The organism is Streptomyces sp. NBC_01198 (genome assembly GCF_036010485.1).
Lineage (GTDB): Bacteria > Actinomycetota > Actinomycetes > Streptomycetales > Streptomycetaceae > Actinacidiphila.
Genome location: NZ_CP108568.1, coordinates 158,602 through 180,491, shown reverse-complemented (window position 1 = coordinate 180,491; position 21,890 = coordinate 158,602). Strand labels below are relative to the sequence as shown.

The window sequence follows — 21,890 nt, the reverse complement described above, 5'->3', positions numbered from 1 at the left end:
GGCGTTACGTCAGCGCGTCGACGACGGCGTCGGCGTACGCCTCCATCGACACCAGGCCGCCGAACATCCACACGCCGTCGGGCAGCCGGTGGACCTGCCCCGCCTTGACGAACGGCAGCGATTTCCACACGGCGTTCCTGGCGAGGCCGTCGGCGAACGGGTCGCCGTCGACGGCGTTCGCGATGTAGGCGAACCGCACGTCACCGAGCCCGGTGAGGCCCTCGACGTCGGTGGTGGCCAGGCCGTAGTCCTTGTCGCCCTTGACCGTCCAGGCGTTCTTCAGACCGAGCCGCTCGTTGACGGCGCCGATCAGGGAGCCGCCGGTGTACGGGCGGATCGCGACCTGGTTGGACTGGACGTACCCGTCGGCGAAGGCGTAGGCGGCCCCGTCGAGGCCGGCCGCCTTCAGCGCGTTCCGGCTCGCGGTGAGCTTCGCGTCGAAGGCCTGCTCGGCGGCGGTCGCCTTGGCCGCCGTCCCGGTGGCCCGGGCTATCAGGTCGAGGTTCCTCGTCATCAGGCCGATCTGGTCGGCGGCGTCGGCCGACCGCACCTCGAGCACCGGGGCGATCTTCCGCAACTGCGCCACCGCAGAGGCCGTCAGGTCGGTGGTGGCCACGATGAGGTCGGGGTCGAGCGTCGCGATGGTGTCCATGCTGGGCTCGCCGCGGGTGCCGATGTCCTTCGGGGTGTTCTTCAGCGGGGCGGCGGCGTCCCACGCCTGATAGCCCTTCACGTCGGCGACGCCCACCGGGTCGACGCCGAGCGTGACGAGGTCCTCCACGACGTTCCACTCGGTGCCGACCACCCTGGTGGCGGGAGCGTCGAGCCGCACCGCGGTGCCGGCCGCGTCGGTGAGCGTGATCGGGCCGGTTGCGCCGGAGGTGGCCGAGGCCGGGCCTGCGGCGCGGGCGGGGTCGGTGTCGGCGGCCGGGTGGGTCGTTCCGCACGCGGTCAGGGAGAGCGCCGCGACGGTGGCGGCGGCTGCGGCGCCGAGGAGGCGGCCGGCGGGGCGGGGCATGGTGGGAACCGATCTCATGAGGAGGGGTGGAGCCTTTCACTGCGGGTGTGGTGGCGGCCGACCGCGCGGGTGCGCAGCCGGCCGGTCGAGGGGTCGGTGTCGACGTCGATCCGGATGCCGTAGACCTCGGACAGCCGCTGCGGTGTCAGCACGTCCTCGGGCGGCCCGTCGGCGACGATCCGCCCCTGGCTGAGCAGCGCGACCCGGTCGGCGACGGCGGCCGCCTGGTCCAGGTCGTGCAGGACGACGCCGACGGCGATCGCGTGGTCGTCGGCCAGGTCGCGGATCAGGTCGAGGAGTTCGATCTGATAGCGCAGGTCGAGATAGGTGGTCGGTTCGTCCAGGAGCAGCACGCCGGTCTCCTGGGCGAGGCAGCTCGCCAGCCACACCCGCTGCAGCTGCCCGCCGGACAGCTGCTCGACACCGCGTGTGGCGAGGTGCGCCACACCGGTCAGGCCGAGCGCCCGCTCCACCACCGCGGCGCCGCCGGGATCGGGCCTGCCCCAGCGCCCCCGGTGCGGGTAGCGGCCGAACTCCACCACGTCGCGGACGCTGAGCCCGCTCGGCGTGGGCCGGCCCTGCGTCAGGAGCGCGACGTGCCGGGCGAATTCGCGCGGGTCGAGGCCGAAGCCGTCCGTGGCGCCGGCGGTGCCGGCCCCCAGGGTGAGCGTGCCGCTGCGGGCACGCTGCAGCCGGGCGAGCGTACGCAGCAGCGTCGACTTCCCGCTGCCGTTGGGACCCACGAGCGCGGTCACCTCGGCAGGCCGGATCGCGATCGCGGCGTCGTGCACGACGTCGGTGCGGTCGTAGGCCACCGTCACTCCTGTGGCCGACAGTTCATGGCCGCGCTGGCGCGACCGACTGCCGGCTCTCCCACCAGCCATCATGGAAGTGAGGTTAGCCTAACCTAAGTAGCGTGTCTCCCCGGGGGCCGCCGTGCCCGTCCGCCCGTGCCCGGCCGGAGTGCCGGTCAGTGCCGCAGGGAGTAGCGGGAGACGCGGGTCCTGGCGTCCTGCTCGGTCAGGCCGAGCGCGGCGGCGACGGCCGTCCAGGAGGTGGCCTCCGCCTCGACGTTGAGCGCGGCCACCCGGGCGATGTCGTACGTCGTGTGCTCCAGGGCGGCGATCGCCTTCAGTGCGGCCAACGGGGCATCCGCGGCCAGGTTTCCGAGCTCATCCTCCAGCCGGCAAAGGAGCGCGCTCAGGGTGCCGGGCAGCGGCACGGAACGCGCCTCGGTCTCGGAGATGTGGCCCGCCCAGTCGCTTTCCGGCCCCGTGGTGTCGTGCAGGTGCGGGCGGTCCGGGTCGATGTCGTCCCAGTCGAGGGGGAAGCGGGCGGCCCCGCGCCAGCCGCAGGAGCAGGCGGCGCGCAGATCGGTGGCCAGCGGCGCCCGCAGGGTGCCGTCGTAGACCCACCAGTCGCTGGTCCGGTGGCCGCCGCCACCGCTCCCGGTGTCGAAGTACACCGGCCCGGGCTCGCTCCCGTCGGCGAGCACCGCGGCCGGCCGGCCGGTGTGCGAGGCCCCGAACTGTTCCGACTGCCACTCCGTCACTGAACTGCCCTCCGGCCGCCGGTCCTTGACTGTCCTGCCTGGACGGTCACGATGGCGAACGGGTGCGCGGCGGCGCAAGGCGTTCTCCCTCCTTTCACCCCCGAACCGGCGAAAGCGGCGCGTACTGCGGCGTACTACCCGCGCCCCACCCGGCGTTGGCCGCCCGAACGGCCTGCTGCTCCGGCGGGAGGCGACGGCGGGCCTCCAACGACCTGACGCGGGCGGACTGTTCCCCGGTGACCACGTCGCACACCCAGTCCCAGTGCAGGGCGACCAGGTCACCGGGGGAGGGGCAGGCGATCAGTGCCCGACCGCCGGTGGACCAGCGGACCCGCTCGCGGCGCGGCGCGCCGGTCACCATCGCGGCGCCGTCCCACTCCAGCGGCGCCGACTCGACCGTCGCGGTCTCACCGTGGACCTCGTGGACCAGACCGGTCCTGATACGGCACCGGTCGAGCACGCTGAGCGCGGTCGGGTTGCCGGTGGTGCGCAGCAAGCCGGCCCACGGGTAGACGTCGAAGACCTGGAAACTGTGGTGGGCCAGCGCCCCGGCGCCCGCCTCCCGCCAGGTGCCGCCCGGCTGGGTGCGGAACCGGTCCCGCATCCGGTCGAGCAGCGCGGCCGGCGAGGCCCGGTCGAGCAGCTCGTTGCCGATCCAGTACGCCTCCACCACCTGCTCGTCGAGCGGATCGGCGAGCCCGGCGGTCTCGGCGAGGAATTCGAGGTAGCACCACGCCCCCTCGAACTCCCGGGCCCGCAGGCCGATCTCCGCCGCCGCCTCGGTCCGCAGCATGGCCGAGGCGTCGTCGGGGCCGCAGTAGCCGAGCTCGTTGGGCGGGTAGGCGTACCGCGCGAAGAGCAGAGCGCCCTGAGTGCTCACTCAGCAGATCCTCGGGAGTTGTTCGCCGACCGGCAGCCCCACCACCCGGGTGGCGCCCAGGCCGGTCCTGGCGACCACCATGCCCGGGTGCTCCGGCACGCAGGTGCCGATCCGGCGGGCGGCGCGCCCCAGCGGGTGGGCCCGGACGGCCGCAAGCACCTGGTCGGCGGATTCGGCCGGCACGATCGCCAGCAGCTTGCCCTCGTTGGCGACCTGGAGCGGGTCGAGCCCCAGCAGGCTGCACGCGTCGGCCACGGTCTGCGGGATCGGCAACTCCCGCTCGACCAGGTCGATCCCCACCGACGAGGCCCGGGCGATCTCGTTGAGCGACGCCGCGACCCCGCCCCGCGTCGGGTCCCGCAGCACATGCAGGTCCGCGCCCGTCGCGATCATGCCGGCGACGAGGCCGTGCAGCGGCGCGCTGTCGCTCTCGACGGCGGTGCCGAACTCCAGACCCTCCCGGCAGCTCATCACCGCCACCCCGTGCACCCCGATGTCGCCGCTGACGATGACGGCGTCGCCCGGCCGCGCGCGGCGCGGACCGATGTCGACGCCGTCCGGGATCAGCCCGATACCGGAGGTGTTGATGTAGACGCCGTCGCCGCTGGCGCGCTCCACGACCTTGGTGTCGCCGGTCACCAGCCGGACGCCCGCCGCCCGGGCCGCCGCCCCCATCGCCTGGGCGATACTGCCGAGTTCGTCGAGCCGCGTGCCCTCCTGGAGGATGAAGGCGGTCGACAGGAACAGCGGCGTCGCGCCGGACATCGCCAGGTCGTTGACCGTGCCGTTCACCGCGAGGTCGCCGATCGAGCCGCCGGGGAAGAACATCGGCTTGACCACGTAGGAGTCGGTGGAGAAGGCGAGCCGCGCCCCGCCGACGCTGAGGACGGCCGAGTCGCCGAGGTCCGCGGTGGCGGCGTCGGCGTAGGCGGGCAGGAAGAGATGCTCGACCAGTTCCGCCGACATCGCCCCGCCGCCGCCGTGTCCCATCACGACAGCAGGCGTCTCCCGCAGCGGCACCGGACACACCCAGCTGTCGAAGTCGAGCTCGGCGACCGGCAGTTCGGCCGGCCGTGCCACGTCTTTCTGCATCGCGTCGGTCACCGGGCATCGACCATTTCGAGCGGGCGGTAGGTGTGGTAGGCGGCGCACGCGCCCTCGGAGGACACCATGGTGGCGCCCAGCGGATTGCGGGGCGTGCACTCCTTGCCGAAGGCGGCGCATTCGTGCGGCTTGATCAGGCCCTGGAGCACTTCGCCCGACCGGCACAGCGACGACTCGGCGGTACGGATACCGGTGACGCCGAAACGCTGCTCGGCGTCGAAGTCGCGGTATTTCTCGGACAGTTGCCAGCCGCTGCGCGGGATCGTCCCGATCCCGCGCCAGGTCCGGTCGGTCACCTCGAAGACGTCCCGCAGCATCTCCATCGCCGGCAGGTTGCCCTCGTCGCGCACGGCACGCGGATACGCGTTCTCCACCTCGTGCCGCCCCTGCTCCAGTTGCAGCACCGTGCGGCGGATCCCCTCCAGGATGTCCAGCGGCTCGAAACCCGTGACCACGATGGGGACCCGGTACTTCTCCGCCAGCGGCGGGTACTGCGCGGTGCCCATCACGCTGCACACATGGCCGGCGGCGAGGAAGGCCTGCACCCGGCAGGTGGGGGACTCCATGATGGCGGCCATCGCCGGCGGGACCAGGACGTGGGAGACCAGCAGCGAGAAGTTCGCCACGCCCATCCGCCTGGCCTGGTAGACCGTCATGGCGTTGGCGGGCGCGGTGGTCTCGAAGCCGATCCCGAAGAAGACGACCTCCTTGTCGGGATTCTGCCGGGCGAGCTTGAGTGCGTCGAGCGGCGAGTACACCACCCGCACGTCACCGCCCGCGCTCTTGACGGAGAAGAGATCCTGGGTGCTGCCCGGGACCCGCAGCATGTCGCCGAAGGAGCAGAAGATCACCCCGGGGCGGCCGGCGATGGCCAGCGCCCGGTCGATGATCTCCAGCGGCGTCACGCACACCGGGCAGCCGGGGCCGTGGATCATCTCGATGCCGTCGGGCAGGAGTTGGTCGATGCCGTGCCGGATGATCGAGTGCGTCTGGCCGCCGCAGACCTCCATCATCGCCCAGGGCCTGGTGGCGGCCGCGTGGATCTGGTCGAGCAGCTTCTCGGCCAGGCCGGGGTCGCTGAATTCGTCGAGGTATTTCACGAGCCTGCTCCTTCGCGGACGCCGCCCGGGACAGTCGCTGCCCCCGGCACGTCCGACACGTCCTTGTGCTGGGCGGCGATGGCGAACCCGTCGCCGAACTCCTCGGCGAGGATGCCGAGTCTGTCGAAGTTGGCGAGCGTCTCCAGGGCCGACGCCTCGTCGAGCCGCTGGATCGCGAACCCCACGTGGACCACGACGTATTCACCCACCGCGGCGTCGGGGATGTACTGCAGGCACACCTCTTTGCGCACCCCGCCGAAGTCGACGTCCGCCATCACGGTGCCGTCGGCCTCGGTGGTGCTGAGGATGCGCCCGGGAACTGCCAGACACATGGCTTCTCTTCTCTTCGTCTTGCGGTGCTGCTCCGAGGCAGCTCCGCGGTGATGGGCGGGCCCTGCGGGCTGAGGCGTCAGTCCGAGGCCGCGATCAGGAGCTGGCCGAAGGCGATGCCTCCGTCGTTGGGCGGCAGCAGCCTCGGCCGCAGGACGGTGAACTCCCTCGCGTTGAGGGCGTGTTGCGTGGCCTCCAGCAGTACGGCGTTCTGGAACACCCCACCTCCCAGGGCGACCCGCTGCAGGCCGGACCGTGTCCGGCAGTGGTCGGCGAGGTCGGCGACGAGCGCGGCCACGCAGGCGTGGAAGTCCGCGGCGATCCGCTCGGGCGGCACGTTCGCCCGCACGTCGCGCACCACCGCGCGGATCACCGGCGCCGCGTCCGCGACGGCGGGCTCCGCGGCGGCGGGATCCGCGGCGTTCGGATCCGCGGGGGCCCGGACGTCGAACGCGTAGCGGTCGGCGGATCCGGCAGGCGGCGGCCCCGCGGTCCTGGCCAGGCCTTCGAGGCCGACGGCCGCCTCGGCCTCGTAGTCGACCTCCTGGCGTACGCCGATCAGCGCGGCGACCGCGTCGAAGAGCCGCCCCATGCTGGAGGTGGGCACGCAGCCGAATCCGGTGGTGAACTGGTGCAGCAGCACCGCCCGCTCCCAGGGACGGCAGGCCCGCACCGGCAGCAGGTCGTCCTCCAGCGCGACACCGGCGGCCCAGAGGTGCGCCAGCGCCATCCGGTAGGGCCGCAGCACGCTCGCGTCGCCGCCCGCCAGCGGCACGTACCGCAGGTGCGCCGCCCTGCGGAAGGAGCCGTAGCCGGCGAGCAGCGCCTCACCGCCCCAGGCGGCGCCGTCGGTGCCGTGACCGGTGCCGTCGAAGGCGATGCCGATCACCTCCTCGCCGAGGCCGAGCCCGTGCTCGCCCATCACGGAGGCGATGTGCGCGTGGTGGTGCTGGACGGTACGCACCGGGCGCCCCCGCGCGTGGTCGCGCGCCCAGTCGCCCGACCGGTAGCCGGGGTGCGTGTCCGCGACGAGCCGCCGCGGTGCGGCCCCGGTCAGCGCCTCAAGATGGGCCGCGGTCGCGGTGAGCGCCTGCACGGTGGACAGGTCGTCCATGTCGCCGACGTGCTGGCTGACCCAGGCGTAACGGCCCTGCCCGAGGGCGCAGGTGTTCTTCAGGTCCGCCCCGACCGCCAGTGCCGGTGGTACGTCGAAGGGCAGCGCGAGCGGCAGCGGCGCGTATCCGCGCGACCTGCGCACCGGCAGCTCGGCGCCCGCCACGAACCGGCTGACCGAGTCGTCGCACGGTACGTGGATGCGCCGGTCGTGCCGCAGCCAGCCGTCGACCAGCGGCGCCAGCTCCGCCAGCGCCCGCCCGTCCTCGGTCACGATCGGCTCACCCGACAGATTCCCCGACGTCATGACCAGCACGTCGGGGCCCGGCGTGTCGTCCCCGATCCCGAACAGCAGCACGTGCAGCGGCGTGTAGGGCAGCATCACCCCCAGGTCGGGAGCGCCCGGCGCGACGGCGGCGCACACCCCCGCGACGCCGGCCTGCGCCGGATCGGCCTCCCGCCGGGCGAGCAGCACGATCGGGCGGCGGACGCCGGTGAGCAGTTGCTCCTCGTCCTGGGACATCGCCACCAGGCCGCGGGCGACGTCCAGGTCGCGCGCCATCACGGCGAACGGCTTGCCGCCGCGCTGCTTGCGGCGCCGCAGTTCCGCGACGGCGGCCACGTCGCGGGCGTCGCACACCAGGTGGTAGCCGCCGAGGCCCTTGACCGCCAGGATCCGGCCGTCGGCGAGCAGGACGCGGGCGGCGCGCAGCCCGTCCTCGCCGCTCAGCGCGGGAGCGCCGTCCTTGCCGACCAGTTCCAGCTGCGGACCGCAGGCCGGGCAGGCGATGGGCTGGGCGTGGAAGCGGCGGTCGGCGGGGTCCTCGTACTCGCCCCGGCAGGCCTCGCACATGGCGAAGTCCGCCATCGTGGTCGCCGCCCGGTCGTAGGGCGTGCCGGTGACGATGGTGAAACGCGGCCCGCAGTGGGTGCAGGTGATGAACGGGTGGCGGTAGCGGCGGTCCGCCGGGTCGCACATCTCCGCCAGGCACGCCTGGCAGGTGGCGACGTCGGGGGAGACCATCGTGCGCGAACCGCCGGCCGCGGCTTCCCCGCCGGAGGTGTCGATGCTGAATCCGGTGCCGCCCCGCACCTCCTGCTCGGACTCGGTCACCGACTCCACCAGCGCCAGCGGCGGCGGGTCCGTACGCAGCCGCCGGCCGAACTCCGCGACCGCCGGGGCGTCGCCCTCGACCTCGGCGACCACACCGGCCGCGGTGTTCGCCACCCGGCCGGCGAGCGCCAGTTCGCAGGCCGTGACGTAGACGAAGGGCCGGAAGCCGACACCCTGGACGACGCCGTGCACCTCGAAGCGCCGGCGGATCAGGCCCTGCTGCCCGCGCCCCATCATCTCCAGGCCGGACATGGCCTGCGCGGCCTTGGCCCGGTCGATGACCTCCAGCGCGAAACCCATGTGCAGCAGGACCCAGTCGCCGTGGGCCGGCGGCGCCTCCAGCATGCCGATGTTGACCCGGCGCCGCGCTCCCTCGACGTCGACCAGCGCGAGCTGACCGGCGTAACCGTCGACGATCTCCACGACCCGGCCGGGAATGCCCAGGCACATCTCACAGCCTCCCGGGCTTCATGGTGTCGGTCTCGGCGTCGGCCCCGCCGACGCCTCCGGCGCGGCGGTCCAGCCGCGCGAGCAGCGCGTGCACGGACGCGAGCGCCTCGGGCACCGCGGCCGCGACGGCCGGGCTGAGCCCGATCCCCTCCTCGACGCCGGCCGGTACGCAGCCGACGACATACGTGGCGGGCAGCGTGCCGCCCAGCGCCTCCAGGCTGCCGAGCACCGCCACCGGGTCCATCCCGTGCGCGTCGAACTCCCCGGCGCCCAGGTCGGCGGCGCCGACTTCGAGCACGGTGACGGTGCCCGGCGGCCCCTGGCCGGCGCAGGCGTCGACGAGCACCAGCGCCTCGTAGCCGTCGAGGAGGTCGTAGGCCAGGTGCATGCCGCGGATGCCGTAGTCGACGGCCCGGACATGCGGCGGCACGGCGCCGGCCTCGGCGAGGCGCCTGACGACCTCGGGGCCGAAGCCGTCGTCGCCGAGGAAGAGATTGCCGATGCCCGCCACGAGCACGCCCCCGCCCACGCCGGTCACATCGAGCGGATGCGCAGATAGCGGCGGATGTCGGGGATCGACAGCACTCCGACGACCAGTCCCGCGACCGCGCCGGCGGCGGCCAGCCCCGCGGTGATCCTGCCCAGGGTCTTCATGACGGGCTCTCCTCTCGATGGTGCGCTGTGCTGTCCGGGGGCAGCGGTTCCAGCTCGTCGGGGGCGAAGTAGAAGTAGCGGCCGTACCAGTCGTGCATGTCGGCCGCCGGGTCGTCGAGAAGGACCAGCGCGACATGCGTCCCGCCGTCCACGTCGGACAGGACCGCGGTGACGCGGGCCACCTGGCCGGCGAAGAAGATGTCCTGCGCGTCGGCCCGCCGGGACGGATGCACCCGCACCAGGCTGTCCTTGCCGACGACCACCCCGTCGATGACGACGGTGTCGCTCGCCGGATGGACGGCCGCGTCGGCAGCGGGATCCCACCAGGGGGCGCCGCCGGTGTCGAAGGTGGGCGGCTCGATGTCGCGGACGTCCGGTCCGTGCCCGGTTTTCGGCGCGGCCGGGTGCGGGTCGCGCAGCAGGCCGTGCAGCTGTTGCAGGTCCGCGGGCGACATCGCGTCGCAGCGGTCGATGATCTCCCTGGCCCGCGGATCGGTGGCCCGCGCCTCGGCCTTCTCCTGCTCGGTCATGGTCATGATCCGCAGGGTGAGGATCTCGTCGATCTCGGTGGAGTCGAAGAGGGCGCCCGGGCTCTGCTCGGCCACCTCCGGGTGGTCGTAGAGGATGATCGGCGCGCCGAGCACGGTGTCGGTGGTGCCCTTCGCACCCGCGAGCACCGGCCAGCAGCGCCGCTGCCGGCAGCGGGCGGCCGCGTCGGCCCCCTCGGCGGGCGGGTCGAGCAGCGAGACGAACCGGGTGCCGCGGGCCTGGACGATGACGTGCGCGCCGATCAGGGAGGCCCGGATCGCGGCGTCCTTGTCCGCGGCGACGGCCGGGTGCTCGTTGTCCACCGCCACCGACAGCCGCACGAAGCCGCCGTCGGCCTCCGCCGCAGAGCGGATCCGTACCGTCAGCTCCTCGCGGCTCCGCACGATCCGGCCGACCCGGGTGCCCCGCGCGTCGGTGAGCTCCTCGACGTCCGCGCCACCGGGGACGGTGTGCCGCTCGTCGTAGCCCGCCGTCAACTCCCGTACCGGGAGCGCGATCTCCCGCTCCACCGCCTCGTCCCAGCTGAGCACCGACGTGCCGTCCACGGTCAGTGCGGGGACCGCCTGGTGGCTGCCGTCGCCGGCCCGCCGCTGCACCTCGCGGACCTGCAACTGGAGGAACCTCAGGTGGATCGCGACCGTCGCCGGCGCGGTCCCGGGGGCGGCGAGCAGGCACTGCATCGCCATGCCGGGCTCCTCGGCGAAGCTGTCCGGGGCCGCGGCCGGCGGCCCGAGGACGCCGAACTGCCAGCGCGACTGGTTCTTGTGCGAGCTGGCACGGTACGGGTAGAGCAGATAGCCCTCGTAGAGCACCGCGTCGGCGACGGTACGGACATGGCCGAGCCCCACGGGAGCTGCGGCCTCCTCGGCGTCAAGCGCTGTCATACGACCACCTCGCCGCTCCCGGCCAGCAGGGTCCGTACCGTCTCGTCCCAGCTGATCAGCCCGCGCCGGGCGCGGAAGTCGGCCAGGCTGTCGAGCGCGTCCTGATCGAGCCTGATCCAGCCGGAGTTGGGGTAGTGCGAGGCGATCATCTGCCGCCACACCGCGACCGGCATCCCGTAGCGCGCCTCGCAGTCCCACGGCACCTGGCGCACGCCGAATCCCGCGGCGCCCCTGGTGAAGACCGTCCCGGAGAACAGAAAGCTGAGCGGCACCTGCCCGCTGCCCAGCGCGTGCAGGTAGCGCGAGCCCACCACGTCGAAGTCGTAGGTGCACGGCAGCGCGAGGTCGACGTCGCAAGTGCCGCTGAAGCCCTGCACGGTGGTGTGGCACTGCATCCACTGGAACGGCCGCAGGGTGTCGGTCCACCGGTCGTGCTCGCCGAACAGGCCGCGCAGGCCGTCCCGTTCCGCCTCGTCGTAGTGCCGCCGCTGCGGCTCGATCCGGACCTGGCAGCGCAGTACGACCGCGTGCACGCGCTCGCCTGCGTCGTCGGTGATCCGCAGCCGCGCCGTCAACTGCGGTACGGCGGTGTACGGCTCGGCGACGATGTCGAGCACCGAGAAGCCCAGGCCGGTCACGTGACGCCCACCACGGCTGCGGGCCTGCTGCGCTGCCGGACCTGCGCGAAGAAGCCGTCCATCGCCTCGTGCGCCTCCCGGCCGCCGTCGAAGCCGCGCCACAACGTCCGCAGCCGGCCGACGAGTTCGTAACAGGCGTCGATGGGTACCAGATGGCACGAACTGTCCCCGCCGCCAGGCTCCTTGGTACGCCGTACCAGCAGTGCCTCCACGTCCTGGTGCAGCACCGCGAGTTCGGGGTGGGCCTCGACGACCTTGTCCCAGGCGTCCAGCGGGAGTTCGGACTCGGTGGCGCCCGCGGGGCCCGGATAGAAGGCGATGGTGCGCTCCTGGACGGAGTTGCGGAACAGGAAGGCGAGGCCTACCGGGATCTGCAGCTCGTCCCAGGTCCGCTCGTCCAGGGTGAGCCCGTCGAAGGACAGGTAGCGCTCGGGGACGGCCCGGTAGCGCAGTCGCGCGTCCTGGTCGCCGAACAGCAGGTAGCAGGGCCGGCAGGTGCACATCAGCGCCCGGCCGTCCAGGTTCACCACATGCCAGTGCTCGGCCCCGACCGGTTCCGCGCACATCTCGCAGCGCTCGCCCGGCGCGGGCTGCGGCCGCCGCCGGGTGATGCGCAGCAGCGAGGCGGCGGGGGAGGACGGCCGGGCGGGGATGATCATGTCGCCACCGCGGCGGGCACCGCGACCGAGACGACCGGGCCGCCGGCCAGCAGGGGCAGCGGGTCAAGGTGCAGCCCCTCGACGTCCACGCACGCGCCGGCCCGCCGCACGTCGTAGTGCGTACGGCAGCCCGGGCAGCGCAGCAACCCGTCACCCGAGGCGCCGCCCAGCCGCCGGGCGAGGACCGCGCCCGCCATCGGCCCCTCGCACCGGACGCAACCGTCCAGGAAGGCGAAGAGGTCGGAACCGATCCGGCAGGCAAGCACCGGGACGCCGCCGACCTCGAGGCACAGCACAACCCCGGACTCCAGGGCGGCCAGCTCCGGCACCGGTTGCCAGGACGCGCCCGGCTCCTGCGCCGGCGCTCCGGCCTGCCCGGGCGCCGCCTCGTGCAGCCGGGAGAACAGCGCGTCGACCGGCACCAGCGGACCGGGGGCCGCCGCCGCCTCGTCGGCTGCCTCGACCTCGATCGCGGTGACCTCGGGCGCCGCCGCCTCGACCGCGCCCTGCACCGCCAGCTTGAGGGTGGCCGACGAGGACGGGCACCCGTCGCAGGAGCCCAGCAGACGCAGCCGGACGGCGCCCTCGGCGCTGACGCCGAGCAGTTCCACGTCGCCGCCGTGCGAGCCCAGATACGGCCGGACGCTCGCCAGCGCCTGCTCGACCCTGGTCTCCACGCTGTAGGGGTGCAGGCCGTGCACCAGCAGCAGGCTGGCGACCAGGTCGTCGGCGGCCAGCGCGGCCAGCACGCCGTCGTCCAACCGGCCCTGCTCGTACAGCACGTCGAGCAGCCGTTCGAGACCGGCGCCGTAGAAGTCGGTGACCAGCCTGACCAGTTCCTCGCTGCGCTCGCGCGCGACGGCGCCGCCCGACGAACTCGCGGAGATCAGCGTGTCGATCCGCTCGCCGGTCGCGCGCCAGTCCGCCGCGCCGGGACCGGCGGGCCCGGACGGAGCGTCGGCAGGGCCGGGCACGGGACTGCCGGACGGGGCGACCGGCAGGGATCCGGGACGCTCGGCCACCTCACGCACCCGCGGACTGCGTCGGGGAGTGCAGCAGTTCCAGCTTCTTGCCCTCGCCCAGATACATGTGCACACCGCACGGCAGGCACGGGTCGAAGCTGCGTACCGTCCGCATGATGTCGATGCCCTTGAAGTTCTCCCGGTCGTTCTCCTCGAAGATCGGCTGGCCCTGCACCGCGTCCTCGTAGGGCCCCGGGGTGCCGTACGTGTCACGCGGGCTGGCGTTCCACGGGGTCGGCGGGTAGGGGTGGTAGTTGGCGATCTTGCCGTCCCTGATCACCATGTGGTGCGAGAGCACGCCGCGCACGGCCTCGGTGAAGCCGCAGCCGATGCCCTCCTCCGGGACCTCGAACTTCTCCCAGGTCTTCGTGCGGCCCGCCCTGATCTCCGCGAGCGCCTGCTCGGCGAAGTGCAGTGCGCAGGCGGCCGCGTAGGCCTGGAAGTAGGTGCGCGCCCGGTTGCGCTCGATGGTGTTGCTCCACTGCGGGATCCGCCACTCCAGCTCCACCGGGCCCTTGAGCGCGGTCTTCGGCAGGTTGATCTTCACGCTGCTGCCGGTCGCCTGGACGTAGCCGATGTCGACAAGACCGGCCAGCGCCGTGGTCCACAGCCGCGCCAGCGGGCCGCCGCCGGTGTCCAGCGCCAGGTAGTCCTTGCCGTCGAACCAGCGCGGCGACATCACCCAGCTGTACTTGTCGTCCAGGTCCCGCTTCTGCGGCCGCGGGTTGGTGTGCTGGTTCCACGGGTGCCGCCGGTCCACGGGGTTGCCCAGCGGGTCGTGGGTCACGAACATCTCCTGGTCCTCCCAGTCGCCGTAGTACGACGAGCCGAGGAGGATGCGGATGCCCAGGTTGATCTCGACCAGGTCGGTGGTGACCAGCTTCCCGTCGACGACGACACCGGGGGTGACGTACATCTTCCGGCCCCACTCGGTCATGTCCTGGTACTTGAAGTTGCAGTGCTCGGGATCCTGGAAGGAGCCCCAGCAGCCCAGCAGGATCCGCCGGTTGCCGACCTGCTCGTAGCCGGGCAGCGCCTCGTAGAAGAAGTCGAAGAGGTCGTCGTGCATCGGCACGACCTTCTTCATGAACTCGACGTAGCGCTGCAGGCGGGTGATGTAGTCGGTCATGAGCTGGATGGTCGCCACCGTGCCCACGCCGCCCGGGTAGAGCGTGGAGGGGTGCACGTGCCGGCCCTCCATCAGGCAGAACATCTCGCGGGTCATCCGGCTCACCTGGAGCGCCTCGCGGTAGAACTCGCCGGTGAACGGGTTCAGCGACCGCATGATGTCGCCGATGGTCTTGTAGCCGTGCGCCTCGGCGTGCGGCGACGCCGTCCTGTTCGCCTGCTCCAGGACTCCGGGATTCGTCTCCGCGACCATTTTCTCGCAGTAGTCGACCCCGACGAGGTTCTCCTGGAAGATGTTGTGGTCGAACATGTACTCGGCGGCCTCACCGAGATTGACGATCCATTCGCCGATGGCCGGCGGCTTGACGCCGTAAGCCATGTTCTGCGCGTAGCAGGAACAGGTGGCGTGGTTGTCACCGCAGATTCCGCAGATCCGGCTGGTGATGAAGTGCGCGTCCCGCGGGTCCTTGCCCTTCATGAACACCGAATAGCCGCGGAAGATGGAGCTGGTGCTGTGGCACTCGGCCACCACTCGCTGCTTGAAGTCGATCTTCGTGTAGATGCCGAGACTGCCGACGATGCGGGTGATGGGATCCCACGCCATCTCCACCAGTTCGTTCTTGCCGGATTTCCCGCTGCCGCCCTTGTGCTGCGTCGCCGTCATTGCGCCGTCTCGTCCTTCTGTTTGTCGCGAGGAGTGGTCGGGGGAGCGCTGGAATCACCAGGTGCGGGTGGCTCCGGTGGTCAACTCGGTTCCGGGCCTACGCCATTTGGGTTCCCGGTCGAGGGTGTGCGTGGTGATCCCGCGCAGCCGGCGCATCGTCGAGCCGTACAGCCCCACCGCGTTGGTGGAGAGCTTCCCGCCGGGCGGCTCGTCCATGAAGGGCATGAACATGTCGGGGAAGCCGGGCATCGTGCAGCCGATACAGATGCCGCCGACGTTCGGGCAGCCGCCGATGCCGTTCATCCAGCCGCGCTTGGGCACGTTGCACTTCACCGTCGGGCCCCAGCACCCCAGCTTCACGATGCACTTCGGCGAGCCGTACTCGGTGGCGAAGTCGGCCTGCTCGTAGTAGCCCGCGCGGTCGCAGCCCTCGTGCACGGTCTGGCCGAACAGCCAGGTCGGCCGTAGCGCGTCGTCGAGCGGGATCATCGGCGCCTGCTCGGTCGCCATGTAGAGCAGGTAGGTGAGCGTCTCGGAGAGGTTGTCCGGCTGGATCGGGCAGCCCGGCACGCACACGATCGGGATCCCGGCCTTGGACTTCCAGTCCCAGCCCAGGTAGTCGGGCACGCCCATCGCACCGGTCGGGTTGCCCGCCATGGCGTGGATACCGCCGTAGGTGGCGCAGGTGCCGACGGCGACGACCGCGGTGGCCTTGGGCACCAGGCGGTCCAGCCACTCGCTGGTGGTGATCGGCTGATCGGTGGCGGGGTCGTTGCCGAAGCCCGACCAGTAGCCCTCCTCGTGCAGCTTCTCGTTGGGGATCGACCCCTCGACGACCAGCACGAACGGGTCGAGCTCGCCACGGTCGGCCTTGAAGAACCACTGCAGGAAGTCGTCGGCGCCGCCGGTGGGGCCGCACTCGAAATCGATGAGCGGCCAGTGCACGGCGACCTTCGGCAGCCCCGGCAGCGCGCCGAGGGCGATCTCCTCGATACTCGGCTGCGTGGCCGCGGTCAGCGACACCGAGTCGCCGTCGCAGCTGAGGCCGGCATTGATCCACAGCACATGGATCAGGGTGTCTTCCGCGCGTACTGCCTCTTCCGTCGGCATAGCAATGCCACCTTCCGGGATCGCCAATGGCTCCCTTGCCGTCCCGCCGCTGGGCCGACTTTCGAACCGCGAGTGCGGTGCTGTCACATTGCTACCATCTAGACTCGCGCCGAATGCCCTGTCAACACGAGAATTCACCATCCGACTGCGCCGAACGGTGCGGATACCTCCTCGCGCGCAATACGCCGCGAGAGTGAATGTGCAGCTCCGGCGGCTGGTCGCGGGGGGTAAGGAGAAGAGGTCGCGTGCACGAATTGTCCATCACGCAGAGCGTTGTTGACGCGGTATGCGAACGTGCGTCAGGACGGCCGGTGCACGCGGTACGTGTCCGGGTCGGCGCATTGACCGCCGTGGTGCCGGAATCGATGCGATTCTGCTTCACTCTGGTCACCGAGGGGACGGTCGCGGAAGGCGCGCTGCTGGAGATCGACCAGCCGCGGGGAACGGCGTCGTGTCGCGGTTGCGGCGCCGATTTCACGCTGGATGATCTGGTACTGCTGTGCTCCTGCGGGAGCGCCGACGTCGAGGTCACCTCGGGGCGGGAACTGGAGATCGTTTCGATGAGAGTGGGCTGAGGTATGTGCGGGACCTGCGGGTGCGAGGACAGCAGCGGTGGCGGCGCGGGGACCAGGATCGCCGTGCCGCACGACCACACCGGTGCGCCGCACAGCCATGTTCACGACGTCCGCCGGACCGTTCCCGGCCCCCCGGCGGGCGGCGAGACGATCACCCTGGAACAGCGGGTGCTCGCCAAGAACGACGACCTGGCCCGGCGCAACCGCGGCTGGCTGGCGGAGCACGGCATCGTGGCGGTGAACATCATGAGCTCCCCGGGCGCGGGCAAGACGACGCTGCTCGAACGCACCATCAGGCACCTGGCGGGCACGCGCCCGGTCGCGGTCGTCGAGGGCGACCAGGAGACGCTGCTGGACGCCGAGCGCATCAAGCGCGCCGGCTGCGCGGTGGTGCAGGTCAACACCGGCGCGGGGTGCCACCTGGACGCCGGGATGATGCACGGCGCGCTCACCACCCTGGCCCCGGCGCCCGGCACGCTCGTCCTGGTGGAGAACGTCGGCAATCTGGTCTGCCCGGCCCTCTTCGACCTCGGCGAGCAGAGCAAGGTCGTGGTCATCTCGGTGACCGAGGGCACCGACAAGCCGCTGAAGTACCCGTACATGTTCGCGGCCGCCGACCTGGTCGTCATCAACAAGATCGACCTGCTGCCCTACGTCGACTTCGACGTCGACCGCTGCGCGGAGTACGCCCGCTCGGTCAACCCCGGCCTGCACCTGCTGACGGTGTCCGCGACCTCAGGCGAGGGCATGGGTGACTGGTACGACTGGGTGGCCGGGCAGTACCGCTGACGTCCCGTCCGCAGCGAATTCTCTGACCGCCAACCAGCCCTGGCAATGAGACCGTGTCCTATGCGGTGAGGCGGACGAGGCGTTTGTAGCAGCAGAGGGCGGCGGCGAGGCCGAGGAAGGCCAGGTGGTTGCGGGGGTGACGTTCGTAGCGGTGGTTGAGCCGGCGGTATCCGGTGAGCCAGGACATGGTGCGCTCGATGACCCAGCGCGGGCGCCCTCATCGTTCGCTGGACTCGGTGCCCAGGACGTGCATCCTGGAGCCCGGTTTACCCCGGTCCACGGGGCTCGGACCTGTGAGTTCGCCCCCTTTTTTTGCCCTGACGTGGGCGGAGTCCAGGACAGCACGGGACAGGTCGAGCAGGCCTTCGTCGTCGAGCCGGTGCGGGCCATCCAAGGCCGAAGATCACTACGTGCGGATCGTCTTCTCCTGTGAAACAGCGGACCCGCGCTACGTGTGGCTGAACACGGCCATGTTCGTCGGTGAAGGCCGCTTCGAACGCACAATCAACAAGGAGAGAACTAGACATGACCGCGCACAACGAATCCAGGTTCGATTTCTCGGACAGCGTCGTCCTGGTGACCGGAGGCGGCAGCGGGATCGGTCTCGCCACCGCCGATGCATTCGCAAAGGCTGGCGCAACCGTCATCATCACCGGAAGGAATCAGGACAAGCTCGACAGGGCGCTTGCCCAGCTTCCCGAGAACCGTGCGACCGGCGTCCGCACGGATATCGGTGACCCTGCGGACGTGGAAAGGCTCGTCAGTACCGTCATCGACCGGTACGGCCGGCTCGACGTCGTAGTCAGCAACGCCGCAGGTTACGTCAGCGGTGAGATCACCGACGTGAGCACAGCCGACTGGGAGGCGCTGCGGCAGACCAACATCGATGGCTTCTTCCACCTCGCCAAAGCCACGTTGCCTCTGCTGGCGCAGACGGGTGGCTCTTTCACGGCGACCAGTAGCGTCTCGGGCCTGGCCGGCGACTGGAAGGGCGCGGTGTACGACGCCACCAAGGGCGCGGTGTCCCTGTTCGTGCGCGCCCTCGCGCTCGACTGGGGGCCGCGCGGGGTCCGGGTCAATGCTGTTGCGCCCTCCCTGACCAGGACGGGCCCGGTGGCCGGTGTCACCGGCAACGCGGAGCTCGCCGCCAAGTTCGAGGAGCGCGTGGCTCTGGGACGGCTGGGCGAGCCCGAAGACGTGGCCCTTGTGTTCCTCTTCCTGGCCAGCGACGCCGCTCGCTATGTCACGGGGGTCATCCTGCCCGTTGACGGAGGCACCTCTGCCTCCAACGGTCAGGCCCGGGTCTGACAACGCAGATGCGCCGCCTTTCCCCGAGCCCCTGGTGGGCTCGGGGAAAGGCTGTGCGGCGGGGCGGAGCGCTCCGCGCGTGTTGGCTCACCAGGACACGGACGACCGCAAATGAGACAGCCGCGCACCAGTCGTCCAACCAGGCCCTGCTGGATGGGGAGGAGACGGCGATCCTTGGCTGCGTCCACATCGACCCGCCCGAGTGCGCCGGCTCCGACGGAGAAGCCGGCCCTTTCGAGCGACTTCGGTTGATGCGGGGCGGGGGGACGAGTGTCTGTGGAGGGGGTGTGGGGGCGGGTCGGTAGCGTGTGGGCCCCATGCCCCGCTGGTTCGTGCCTCTGACAGGCGCGGCCGACAAGGGCCTGGTTGCCGGCGGGGTATTCTTCCGGCATGGAACATGCGGGACGCTCAGGACGTTTTCCGGGCCATGACAGTGAAAAGGGTCACCGACCTCGAACCGCAGCTGGCTAACTGCCGGGCTTACTGGCTCGGCTGGGGAGCGGCAGACCGCGCCGACGGCGACCTCACCTACTACCGCAGTGGGCTCGGGAACGGTCAGCTCAACGGAGTGCTCCGGCTGCGGGGCAGCGATGAAGGTGAAGTCGGCCGCGCACTCGCCGAGGCAAAGGGCGCTCTGGCCGGCGTGCCCTGGCTCTGGTGGGTGGGACCGGACAGTGCGCCCGGGGTCGCTGACGGGCTTCTTGAGCGGGGCGCTGAAAGCCTCGGCGCGATGCCGGTCATGGCCGTCGCGCTCGATCGGGTCGCCGACGTGACAGGGCCGCCGGAGCTGACGATCGAAACCGTGGAAGGCGCCGAGTCCCTCACCGAATGGGTCCGGGCTTACAGTCCCTCCTTCGCAATGGGGCCGGAACTGGTAGACGATGCGGTGCGCGTGGAAGCGGGGCGTGAGGATGCCTCCCGTATCGTGCGCCTCACCGCGCGTCTTGAGGGACAGGCGGTAGGCACCGCCCTCATGCTCGATGCTCACGGTGTGGCCGGGATCTACGTGGTCGCGACGGTCGAGGACTACCGCCGCCGAGGCATCGGCGCGGTGCTCACCGCGGCTGCCTTGAAGACGGGCCGTCAGCGGGGGCTGCACATCGGCACCCTCCAGGCCAGCGGACTGGGCGCATCTGTCTACGCGCGCATGGGGTTTGAGAAAGTCGCCGAGTATCAGCTCTTCCAGCCTCCGGCGCCCTAGCCTCGCGTTTCGTTTGCGGTGGGGTCCGTATCTTGCGCGGGAACGCGAAAGTGCCTTCTGGGCTGGGATGATGAGGTCTGTCCAGGGCTTCTGTCATCACAGCGAGAAGTCACTTTCTGCGTGCAGAGGACCGGGTCGCGTCCCAAACCCGTTGTCTCGGCCGACGGCCGTGGGGTGGTCAGCCACGCCGGGTCCCGTCTGCTGGCCGACCTCGCGGATGTCACCGGCCTGACCGCGGCCTTCACCGACGCGCTGCGCCGCCTACGTCCGCGCGGCACTGGCCATGACCCGGGCAGGATCGGGGTCGATCTGGCGGTGATGCTCGCCGACGGCGGCCAGGCCATCTCCGACCTGGCCCTGCTGCGCGACCAAAGGACGTGTTCGGCCCCGTCGCCTCCTTGAGGATGTTGTCCGAGTCGGCGGCTGAGGCGGCCGGCGACCGGGCCTATGATGGGCGCGAGACGACCGGTGGTTACCGGGGGCAACCCCGGGTCTGAGCGGCGGCGGGGTTGTGGACATGGCGGATGGGACAGCGCTCGGCGATGCGGAGTCCGAGTCGGCAGCCGAGCTGCAGGCGGGCATCCGGACGGACATCCCGCACAGCGCACGGATGTACGACTACTACCTCGGCGGGCGGACGAACTACCGCCCCGACCGCGAGGCCGCGAACGAAGTCGCGACGATCTTCCCCGGCATCTTCCTGAGCGCGGTGGAGAACCGCGACTTCATGCACCGGGCCACCCGCGTGCTGGCCCGCTCCCACGGGATCAGGCAGTGGCTGGACATCGGCAGCGGTATCCCGACCTCGCCGAACCTGCACGAGGTCGCGCAGAGCATCGCCGACGACGCGCGGGTGGTGTACATCGACCACGACCCGATCGTGCTGAACTACGCCCGCGCCCTGCTGCGCAGCACCCCCGCGGGCCGCACCGCCTACGTCCAGGCCGATGTGACACAGCCGGACTCGATCCTGTCCGACCAGACGGTCACCGCCACGCTGGACCTGTCACGGCCTGTCGCGCTGAGCCTGAACGCGCTGCTGCACTTCATCCCCGACGACCGTGACGCGTACGGCATCGTGGCCCGGCTGATGGCCGGGCTGCCGTCGGGCTCCGCGCTGGCGATCAGCCACTGCACGCCGGACTTCGCGCCCGAGGTCTGGGCGGAGGTGGAGGGCGTCTACCGCAGCGCGGGGACCCCGGGCCAGGTCCGTACCCGCGAGGAGGTCGCGCGCTTCTTCGACGGCCTCGACCTCATCGACCCCGGGATCGCCGTCGGCCACCGCTGGCGCCCGGAGGAGTCGACCCGCATCGAGACCCCGCTGGTCACGGACGAGGACGTGAGCCTGTGGGTGGGCGTCGGCATCAAGCCGTAGCCGGCGGCAGGGCGGTCCCCGCGGCCGGCGCGCGAGCGGTCATCGGCGCGTCGGCAGGGCGGCGGCGACCGCCGCACGGATCGGCGCGAGGTCGACGTCCGCGGCGATCGACTCCTTGCCCGGGCGCTCGGTGAGCAGCTGCTCTGTGCCGAACAGCGCCCGCAGGAAGCGCGGGTGGAGGGTGCGCCCGAGGAGGTCGTGCGCGATCCGGGTACGGTCCGCCGCCGGCAGGCCGTACCGCAGCCCGAGGTGGTCGGCGAGCCGCTGGTGCGCCGAGTCGAAGATGGCGTCGTAGTAGCGGGCCGACGCCTCCGGGAGCCGTTCGGCCTCGGTGATGCCCAGCCGGCACATGCGCAGCGTGGGGGCCCACAGCAGCGTCTGCAGGAAGCGGCCGCAGAAGAGCACCACGGCCTCGGTGTCGTCGTCCGCGTACTCGGCGGGCGTCCTGAGCCGGTCGAGGTAGAGCTCGCGCACCAGGTCGACGACGGCCAGGAAGAGCTTGTCCTTGCTCTCGAAGTGCGCGTAGAGGGTCCGCTTCGAGGTCGACGCGCGGGCGGCGAGCGCGTCCATCGAGGCACGCTCGAAGCCCGTTTCGAGGAAGACGTCCTTCGCGGTGTGCAGGATGTGGTCCCGCAGTTCGTCGCCGCGCCTTGCCATGCGCCCTCCCTCTGCA

General features: G+C 71.4%; 22 protein-coding genes and 4 pseudogenes. 8 read left to right on the top strand and 18 right to left on the bottom strand.

The genetic code is table 11. The features are described from left to right. Positions 1–4 precede the first annotated feature (4 nt). The 16 genes from OG702_RS00910 to OG702_RS00840 form a co-directional block, all read right to left on the bottom strand. Positions 5–1,018, bottom strand: coding sequence for an iron-siderophore ABC transporter substrate-binding protein (locus OG702_RS00910; protein WP_327286893.1), 1,014 nt, complete (start codon positions 1,016–1,018; stop codon positions 5–7). 14 nt (positions 1,019–1,032) lie between these two features. Beyond that, positions 1,033–1,905, bottom strand: a complete 873-nt coding sequence (locus tag OG702_RS00905; protein WP_327286892.1) for an ABC transporter ATP-binding protein — start codon at positions 1,903–1,905, stop codon at positions 1,033–1,035. A gap of 83 nt (positions 1,906–1,988) precedes the next feature. Then, positions 1,989–2,570, bottom strand: coding sequence for a hypothetical protein (locus OG702_RS00900; protein ID WP_327286891.1), 582 nt, complete (start codon positions 2,568–2,570; stop codon positions 1,989–1,991). A 94-nt stretch (positions 2,571–2,664) separates the two neighbouring features. Next, entirely contained in the window at positions 2,665–3,450 is a 786-nt protein-coding gene (locus OG702_RS00895) for a DUF6390 family protein (RefSeq protein ID WP_327286890.1), read from the bottom strand. Beyond that, positions 3,451–4,542: a hydrogenase expression/formation protein HypE gene (gene hypE / locus OG702_RS00890; RefSeq protein ID WP_327293042.1), complete on the bottom strand. Its 1,092-nt coding sequence runs from the start codon at positions 4,540–4,542 to the stop codon at positions 3,451–3,453. An 8-nt stretch (positions 4,543–4,550) separates the two neighbouring features. Then, positions 4,551–5,654, bottom strand: coding sequence for a hydrogenase formation protein HypD (hypD, locus tag OG702_RS00885; RefSeq protein WP_327286889.1), 1,104 nt, complete (start codon positions 5,652–5,654; stop codon positions 4,551–4,553). Beyond that, positions 5,651–5,986, bottom strand: a complete 336-nt coding sequence (locus OG702_RS00880) for a HypC/HybG/HupF family hydrogenase formation chaperone (RefSeq protein WP_327286888.1) — start codon at positions 5,984–5,986, stop codon at positions 5,651–5,653. The genes hypD and OG702_RS00880 overlap by 4 nt, the downstream gene beginning before the upstream one ends. Positions 5,987–6,063: 77 nt before the next feature. Then, complete coding sequence (gene hypF, locus OG702_RS00875; RefSeq protein WP_327286887.1) at positions 6,064–8,661, bottom strand: carbamoyltransferase HypF; 2,598 nt, start codon at positions 8,659–8,661, stop codon at positions 6,064–6,066. A 1-nt stretch (position 8,662) separates the two neighbouring features. After that, positions 8,663–9,199, bottom strand: a complete 537-nt coding sequence (locus tag OG702_RS00870) for a hydrogenase maturation protease (RefSeq protein ID WP_327286886.1) — start codon at positions 9,197–9,199, stop codon at positions 8,663–8,665. Beyond that, the gene (locus OG702_RS35340) at positions 9,196–9,315 is read right to left on the bottom strand and encodes a DUF6893 family small protein (protein WP_442814267.1); all 120 of its coding nucleotides are present in this window, start codon (positions 9,313–9,315) and stop codon (positions 9,196–9,198) included. Before OG702_RS35340 ends, OG702_RS00870 begins: the two co-directional genes overlap by 4 nt. After that, positions 9,312–10,748 (bottom strand): hypothetical protein, encoded by a 1,437-nt coding sequence (locus tag OG702_RS00865; RefSeq protein ID WP_327286885.1) that lies wholly within the window; start codon positions 10,746–10,748, stop codon positions 9,312–9,314. Before OG702_RS00865 ends, OG702_RS35340 begins: the two co-directional genes overlap by 4 nt. Beyond that, positions 10,745–11,386 carry a DUF6084 family protein gene (locus OG702_RS00860; protein ID WP_327286884.1) on the bottom strand — a complete coding sequence of 214 codons (642 nt, stop codon included), beginning with the start codon at positions 11,384–11,386 and terminating at the stop codon, positions 10,745–10,747. Before OG702_RS00860 ends, OG702_RS00865 begins: the two co-directional genes overlap by 4 nt. Beyond that, positions 11,383–12,045, bottom strand: coding sequence for a DUF5947 family protein (locus OG702_RS00855; RefSeq protein WP_327286883.1), 663 nt, complete (start codon positions 12,043–12,045; stop codon positions 11,383–11,385). Before OG702_RS00855 ends, OG702_RS00860 begins: the two co-directional genes overlap by 4 nt. Continuing rightward, positions 12,042–13,067, bottom strand: a complete 1,026-nt coding sequence (locus tag OG702_RS00850; RefSeq protein WP_327286882.1) for a NifU family protein — start codon at positions 13,065–13,067, stop codon at positions 12,042–12,044. The genes OG702_RS00855 and OG702_RS00850 overlap by 4 nt, the downstream gene beginning before the upstream one ends. A gap of 1 nt (position 13,068) precedes the next feature. Then, the gene (locus OG702_RS00845; protein ID WP_327286881.1) at positions 13,069–14,859 is read right to left on the bottom strand and encodes a nickel-dependent hydrogenase large subunit; all 1,791 of its coding nucleotides are present in this window, start codon (positions 14,857–14,859) and stop codon (positions 13,069–13,071) included. 54 nt (positions 14,860–14,913) lie between these two features. After that, on the bottom strand, positions 14,914–15,969 hold the full coding sequence (locus OG702_RS00840) for a hydrogenase expression protein HypE (RefSeq protein WP_327286880.1): 1,056 nt from the start codon (positions 15,967–15,969) through the stop codon (positions 14,914–14,916). 245 nt (positions 15,970–16,214) lie between these two features. Here OG702_RS00840 and OG702_RS00835 point away from each other — a divergent pair, with 245 nt between their 5' ends. Together OG702_RS00835 and hypB are read left to right on the top strand one after the other, a co-directional pair. Then, entirely contained in the window at positions 16,215–16,544 is a 330-nt protein-coding gene (locus tag OG702_RS00835) for a hydrogenase maturation nickel metallochaperone HypA/HybF (protein WP_327286879.1), read from the top strand. A gap of 3 nt (positions 16,545–16,547) precedes the next feature. Then, complete coding sequence (gene hypB, locus OG702_RS00830; protein WP_327286878.1) at positions 16,548–17,333, top strand: hydrogenase nickel incorporation protein HypB; 786 nt, start codon at positions 16,548–16,550, stop codon at positions 17,331–17,333. 58 nt (positions 17,334–17,391) lie between these two features. On the opposite strand, the pseudogene OG702_RS00825 reads toward hypB, so the two are convergent. Then, positions 17,392–17,715, bottom strand: a pseudogene (locus OG702_RS00825) (transposase); the annotation flags it as partial. Here OG702_RS00825 and OG702_RS35335 point away from each other — a divergent pair. The 6 genes and pseudogenes from OG702_RS35335 to OG702_RS00800 form a co-directional block, all read left to right on the top strand. After that, a pseudogene (locus OG702_RS35335) lies at positions 17,627–17,821 on the top strand (DUF3237 family protein); the annotation flags it as partial. The pseudogenes OG702_RS00825 and OG702_RS35335 sit on opposite strands and share 89 nt — an antisense overlap. A gap of 37 nt (positions 17,822–17,858) precedes the next feature. Further along, complete coding sequence (locus OG702_RS00820) at positions 17,859–18,641, top strand: SDR family NAD(P)-dependent oxidoreductase (protein ID WP_327286877.1); 783 nt, start codon at positions 17,859–17,861, stop codon at positions 18,639–18,641. Between the two features lie 113 nt (positions 18,642–18,754). Further along, positions 18,755–18,865, top strand: a pseudogene (locus OG702_RS00815) (N-acetyltransferase); the annotation flags it as partial. Positions 18,866–19,038: 173 nt separating this feature from the next. After that, the gene (locus OG702_RS00810; RefSeq protein WP_327286876.1) at positions 19,039–19,842 is read left to right on the top strand and encodes a GNAT family N-acetyltransferase; all 804 of its coding nucleotides are present in this window, start codon (positions 19,039–19,041) and stop codon (positions 19,840–19,842) included. A 90-nt stretch (positions 19,843–19,932) separates the two neighbouring features. After that, positions 19,933–20,291, top strand: a pseudogene (locus OG702_RS00805) (IS1380 family transposase); the annotation flags it as partial. Between the two features lie 68 nt (positions 20,292–20,359). After that, positions 20,360–21,217 (top strand): SAM-dependent methyltransferase, encoded by an 858-nt coding sequence (locus OG702_RS00800; protein WP_327286875.1) that lies wholly within the window; start codon positions 20,360–20,362, stop codon positions 21,215–21,217. Positions 21,218–21,256: 39 nt separating this feature from the next. Here OG702_RS00800 and OG702_RS00795 read toward each other — a convergent pair whose 3' ends face one another. Further along, complete coding sequence (locus tag OG702_RS00795) at positions 21,257–21,874, bottom strand: TetR/AcrR family transcriptional regulator (RefSeq protein WP_327286874.1); 618 nt, start codon at positions 21,872–21,874, stop codon at positions 21,257–21,259. Positions 21,875–21,890 lie beyond the last annotated feature (16 nt).

Excerpts from the sequence above, each read along its gene's own strand:
- OG702_RS00910 (WP_327286893.1), bottom strand. The coding sequence starts at position 1,018 with ATGCCCCGCCCCGCCGGCCGCCTCCTCGGCGCCGCAGCCGCCGCCACC.
- OG702_RS00905 (WP_327286892.1), bottom strand. The coding sequence starts at position 1,905 with ATGATGGCTGGTGGGAGAGCCGGCAGTCGGTCGCGCCAGCGCGGCCAT.
- hypE (WP_327293042.1), bottom strand. The coding sequence starts at position 4,542 with ATGCAGAAAGACGTGGCACGGCCGGCCGAACTGCCGGTCGCCGAGCTC.
- OG702_RS00880 (WP_327286888.1), bottom strand. The coding sequence starts at position 5,986 with ATGTGTCTGGCAGTTCCCGGGCGCATCCTCAGCACCACCGAGGCCGAC.
- hypF (WP_327286887.1), bottom strand. The coding sequence starts at position 8,661 with ATGTGCCTGGGCATTCCCGGCCGGGTCGTGGAGATCGTCGACGGTTAC.
- OG702_RS35340 (WP_442814267.1), bottom strand. The coding sequence starts at position 9,315 with ATGAAGACCCTGGGCAGGATCACCGCGGGGCTGGCCGCCGCCGGCGCG.
- OG702_RS00865 (WP_327286885.1), bottom strand. The coding sequence starts at position 10,748 with ATGACAGCGCTTGACGCCGAGGAGGCCGCAGCTCCCGTGGGGCTCGGC.
- OG702_RS00855 (WP_327286883.1), bottom strand. The coding sequence starts at position 12,045 with ATGATCATCCCCGCCCGGCCGTCCTCCCCCGCCGCCTCGCTGCTGCGC.
- OG702_RS00845 (WP_327286881.1), bottom strand. The coding sequence starts at position 14,859 with ATGACGGCGACGCAGCACAAGGGCGGCAGCGGGAAATCCGGCAAGAAC.
- OG702_RS00840 (WP_327286880.1), bottom strand. The coding sequence starts at position 15,969 with ATGCCGACGGAAGAGGCAGTACGCGCGGAAGACACCCTGATCCATGTG.
- hypB (WP_327286878.1), top strand. The coding sequence starts at position 16,548 with ATGTGCGGGACCTGCGGGTGCGAGGACAGCAGCGGTGGCGGCGCGGGG.
- OG702_RS00820 (WP_327286877.1), top strand. The coding sequence starts at position 17,859 with ATGACCGCGCACAACGAATCCAGGTTCGATTTCTCGGACAGCGTCGTC.
- OG702_RS00810 (WP_327286876.1), top strand. The coding sequence starts at position 19,039 with ATGCGGGACGCTCAGGACGTTTTCCGGGCCATGACAGTGAAAAGGGTC.
- OG702_RS00800 (WP_327286875.1), top strand. The coding sequence starts at position 20,360 with ATGGCGGATGGGACAGCGCTCGGCGATGCGGAGTCCGAGTCGGCAGCC.
- OG702_RS00795 (WP_327286874.1), bottom strand. The coding sequence starts at position 21,874 with ATGGCAAGGCGCGGCGACGAACTGCGGGACCACATCCTGCACACCGCG.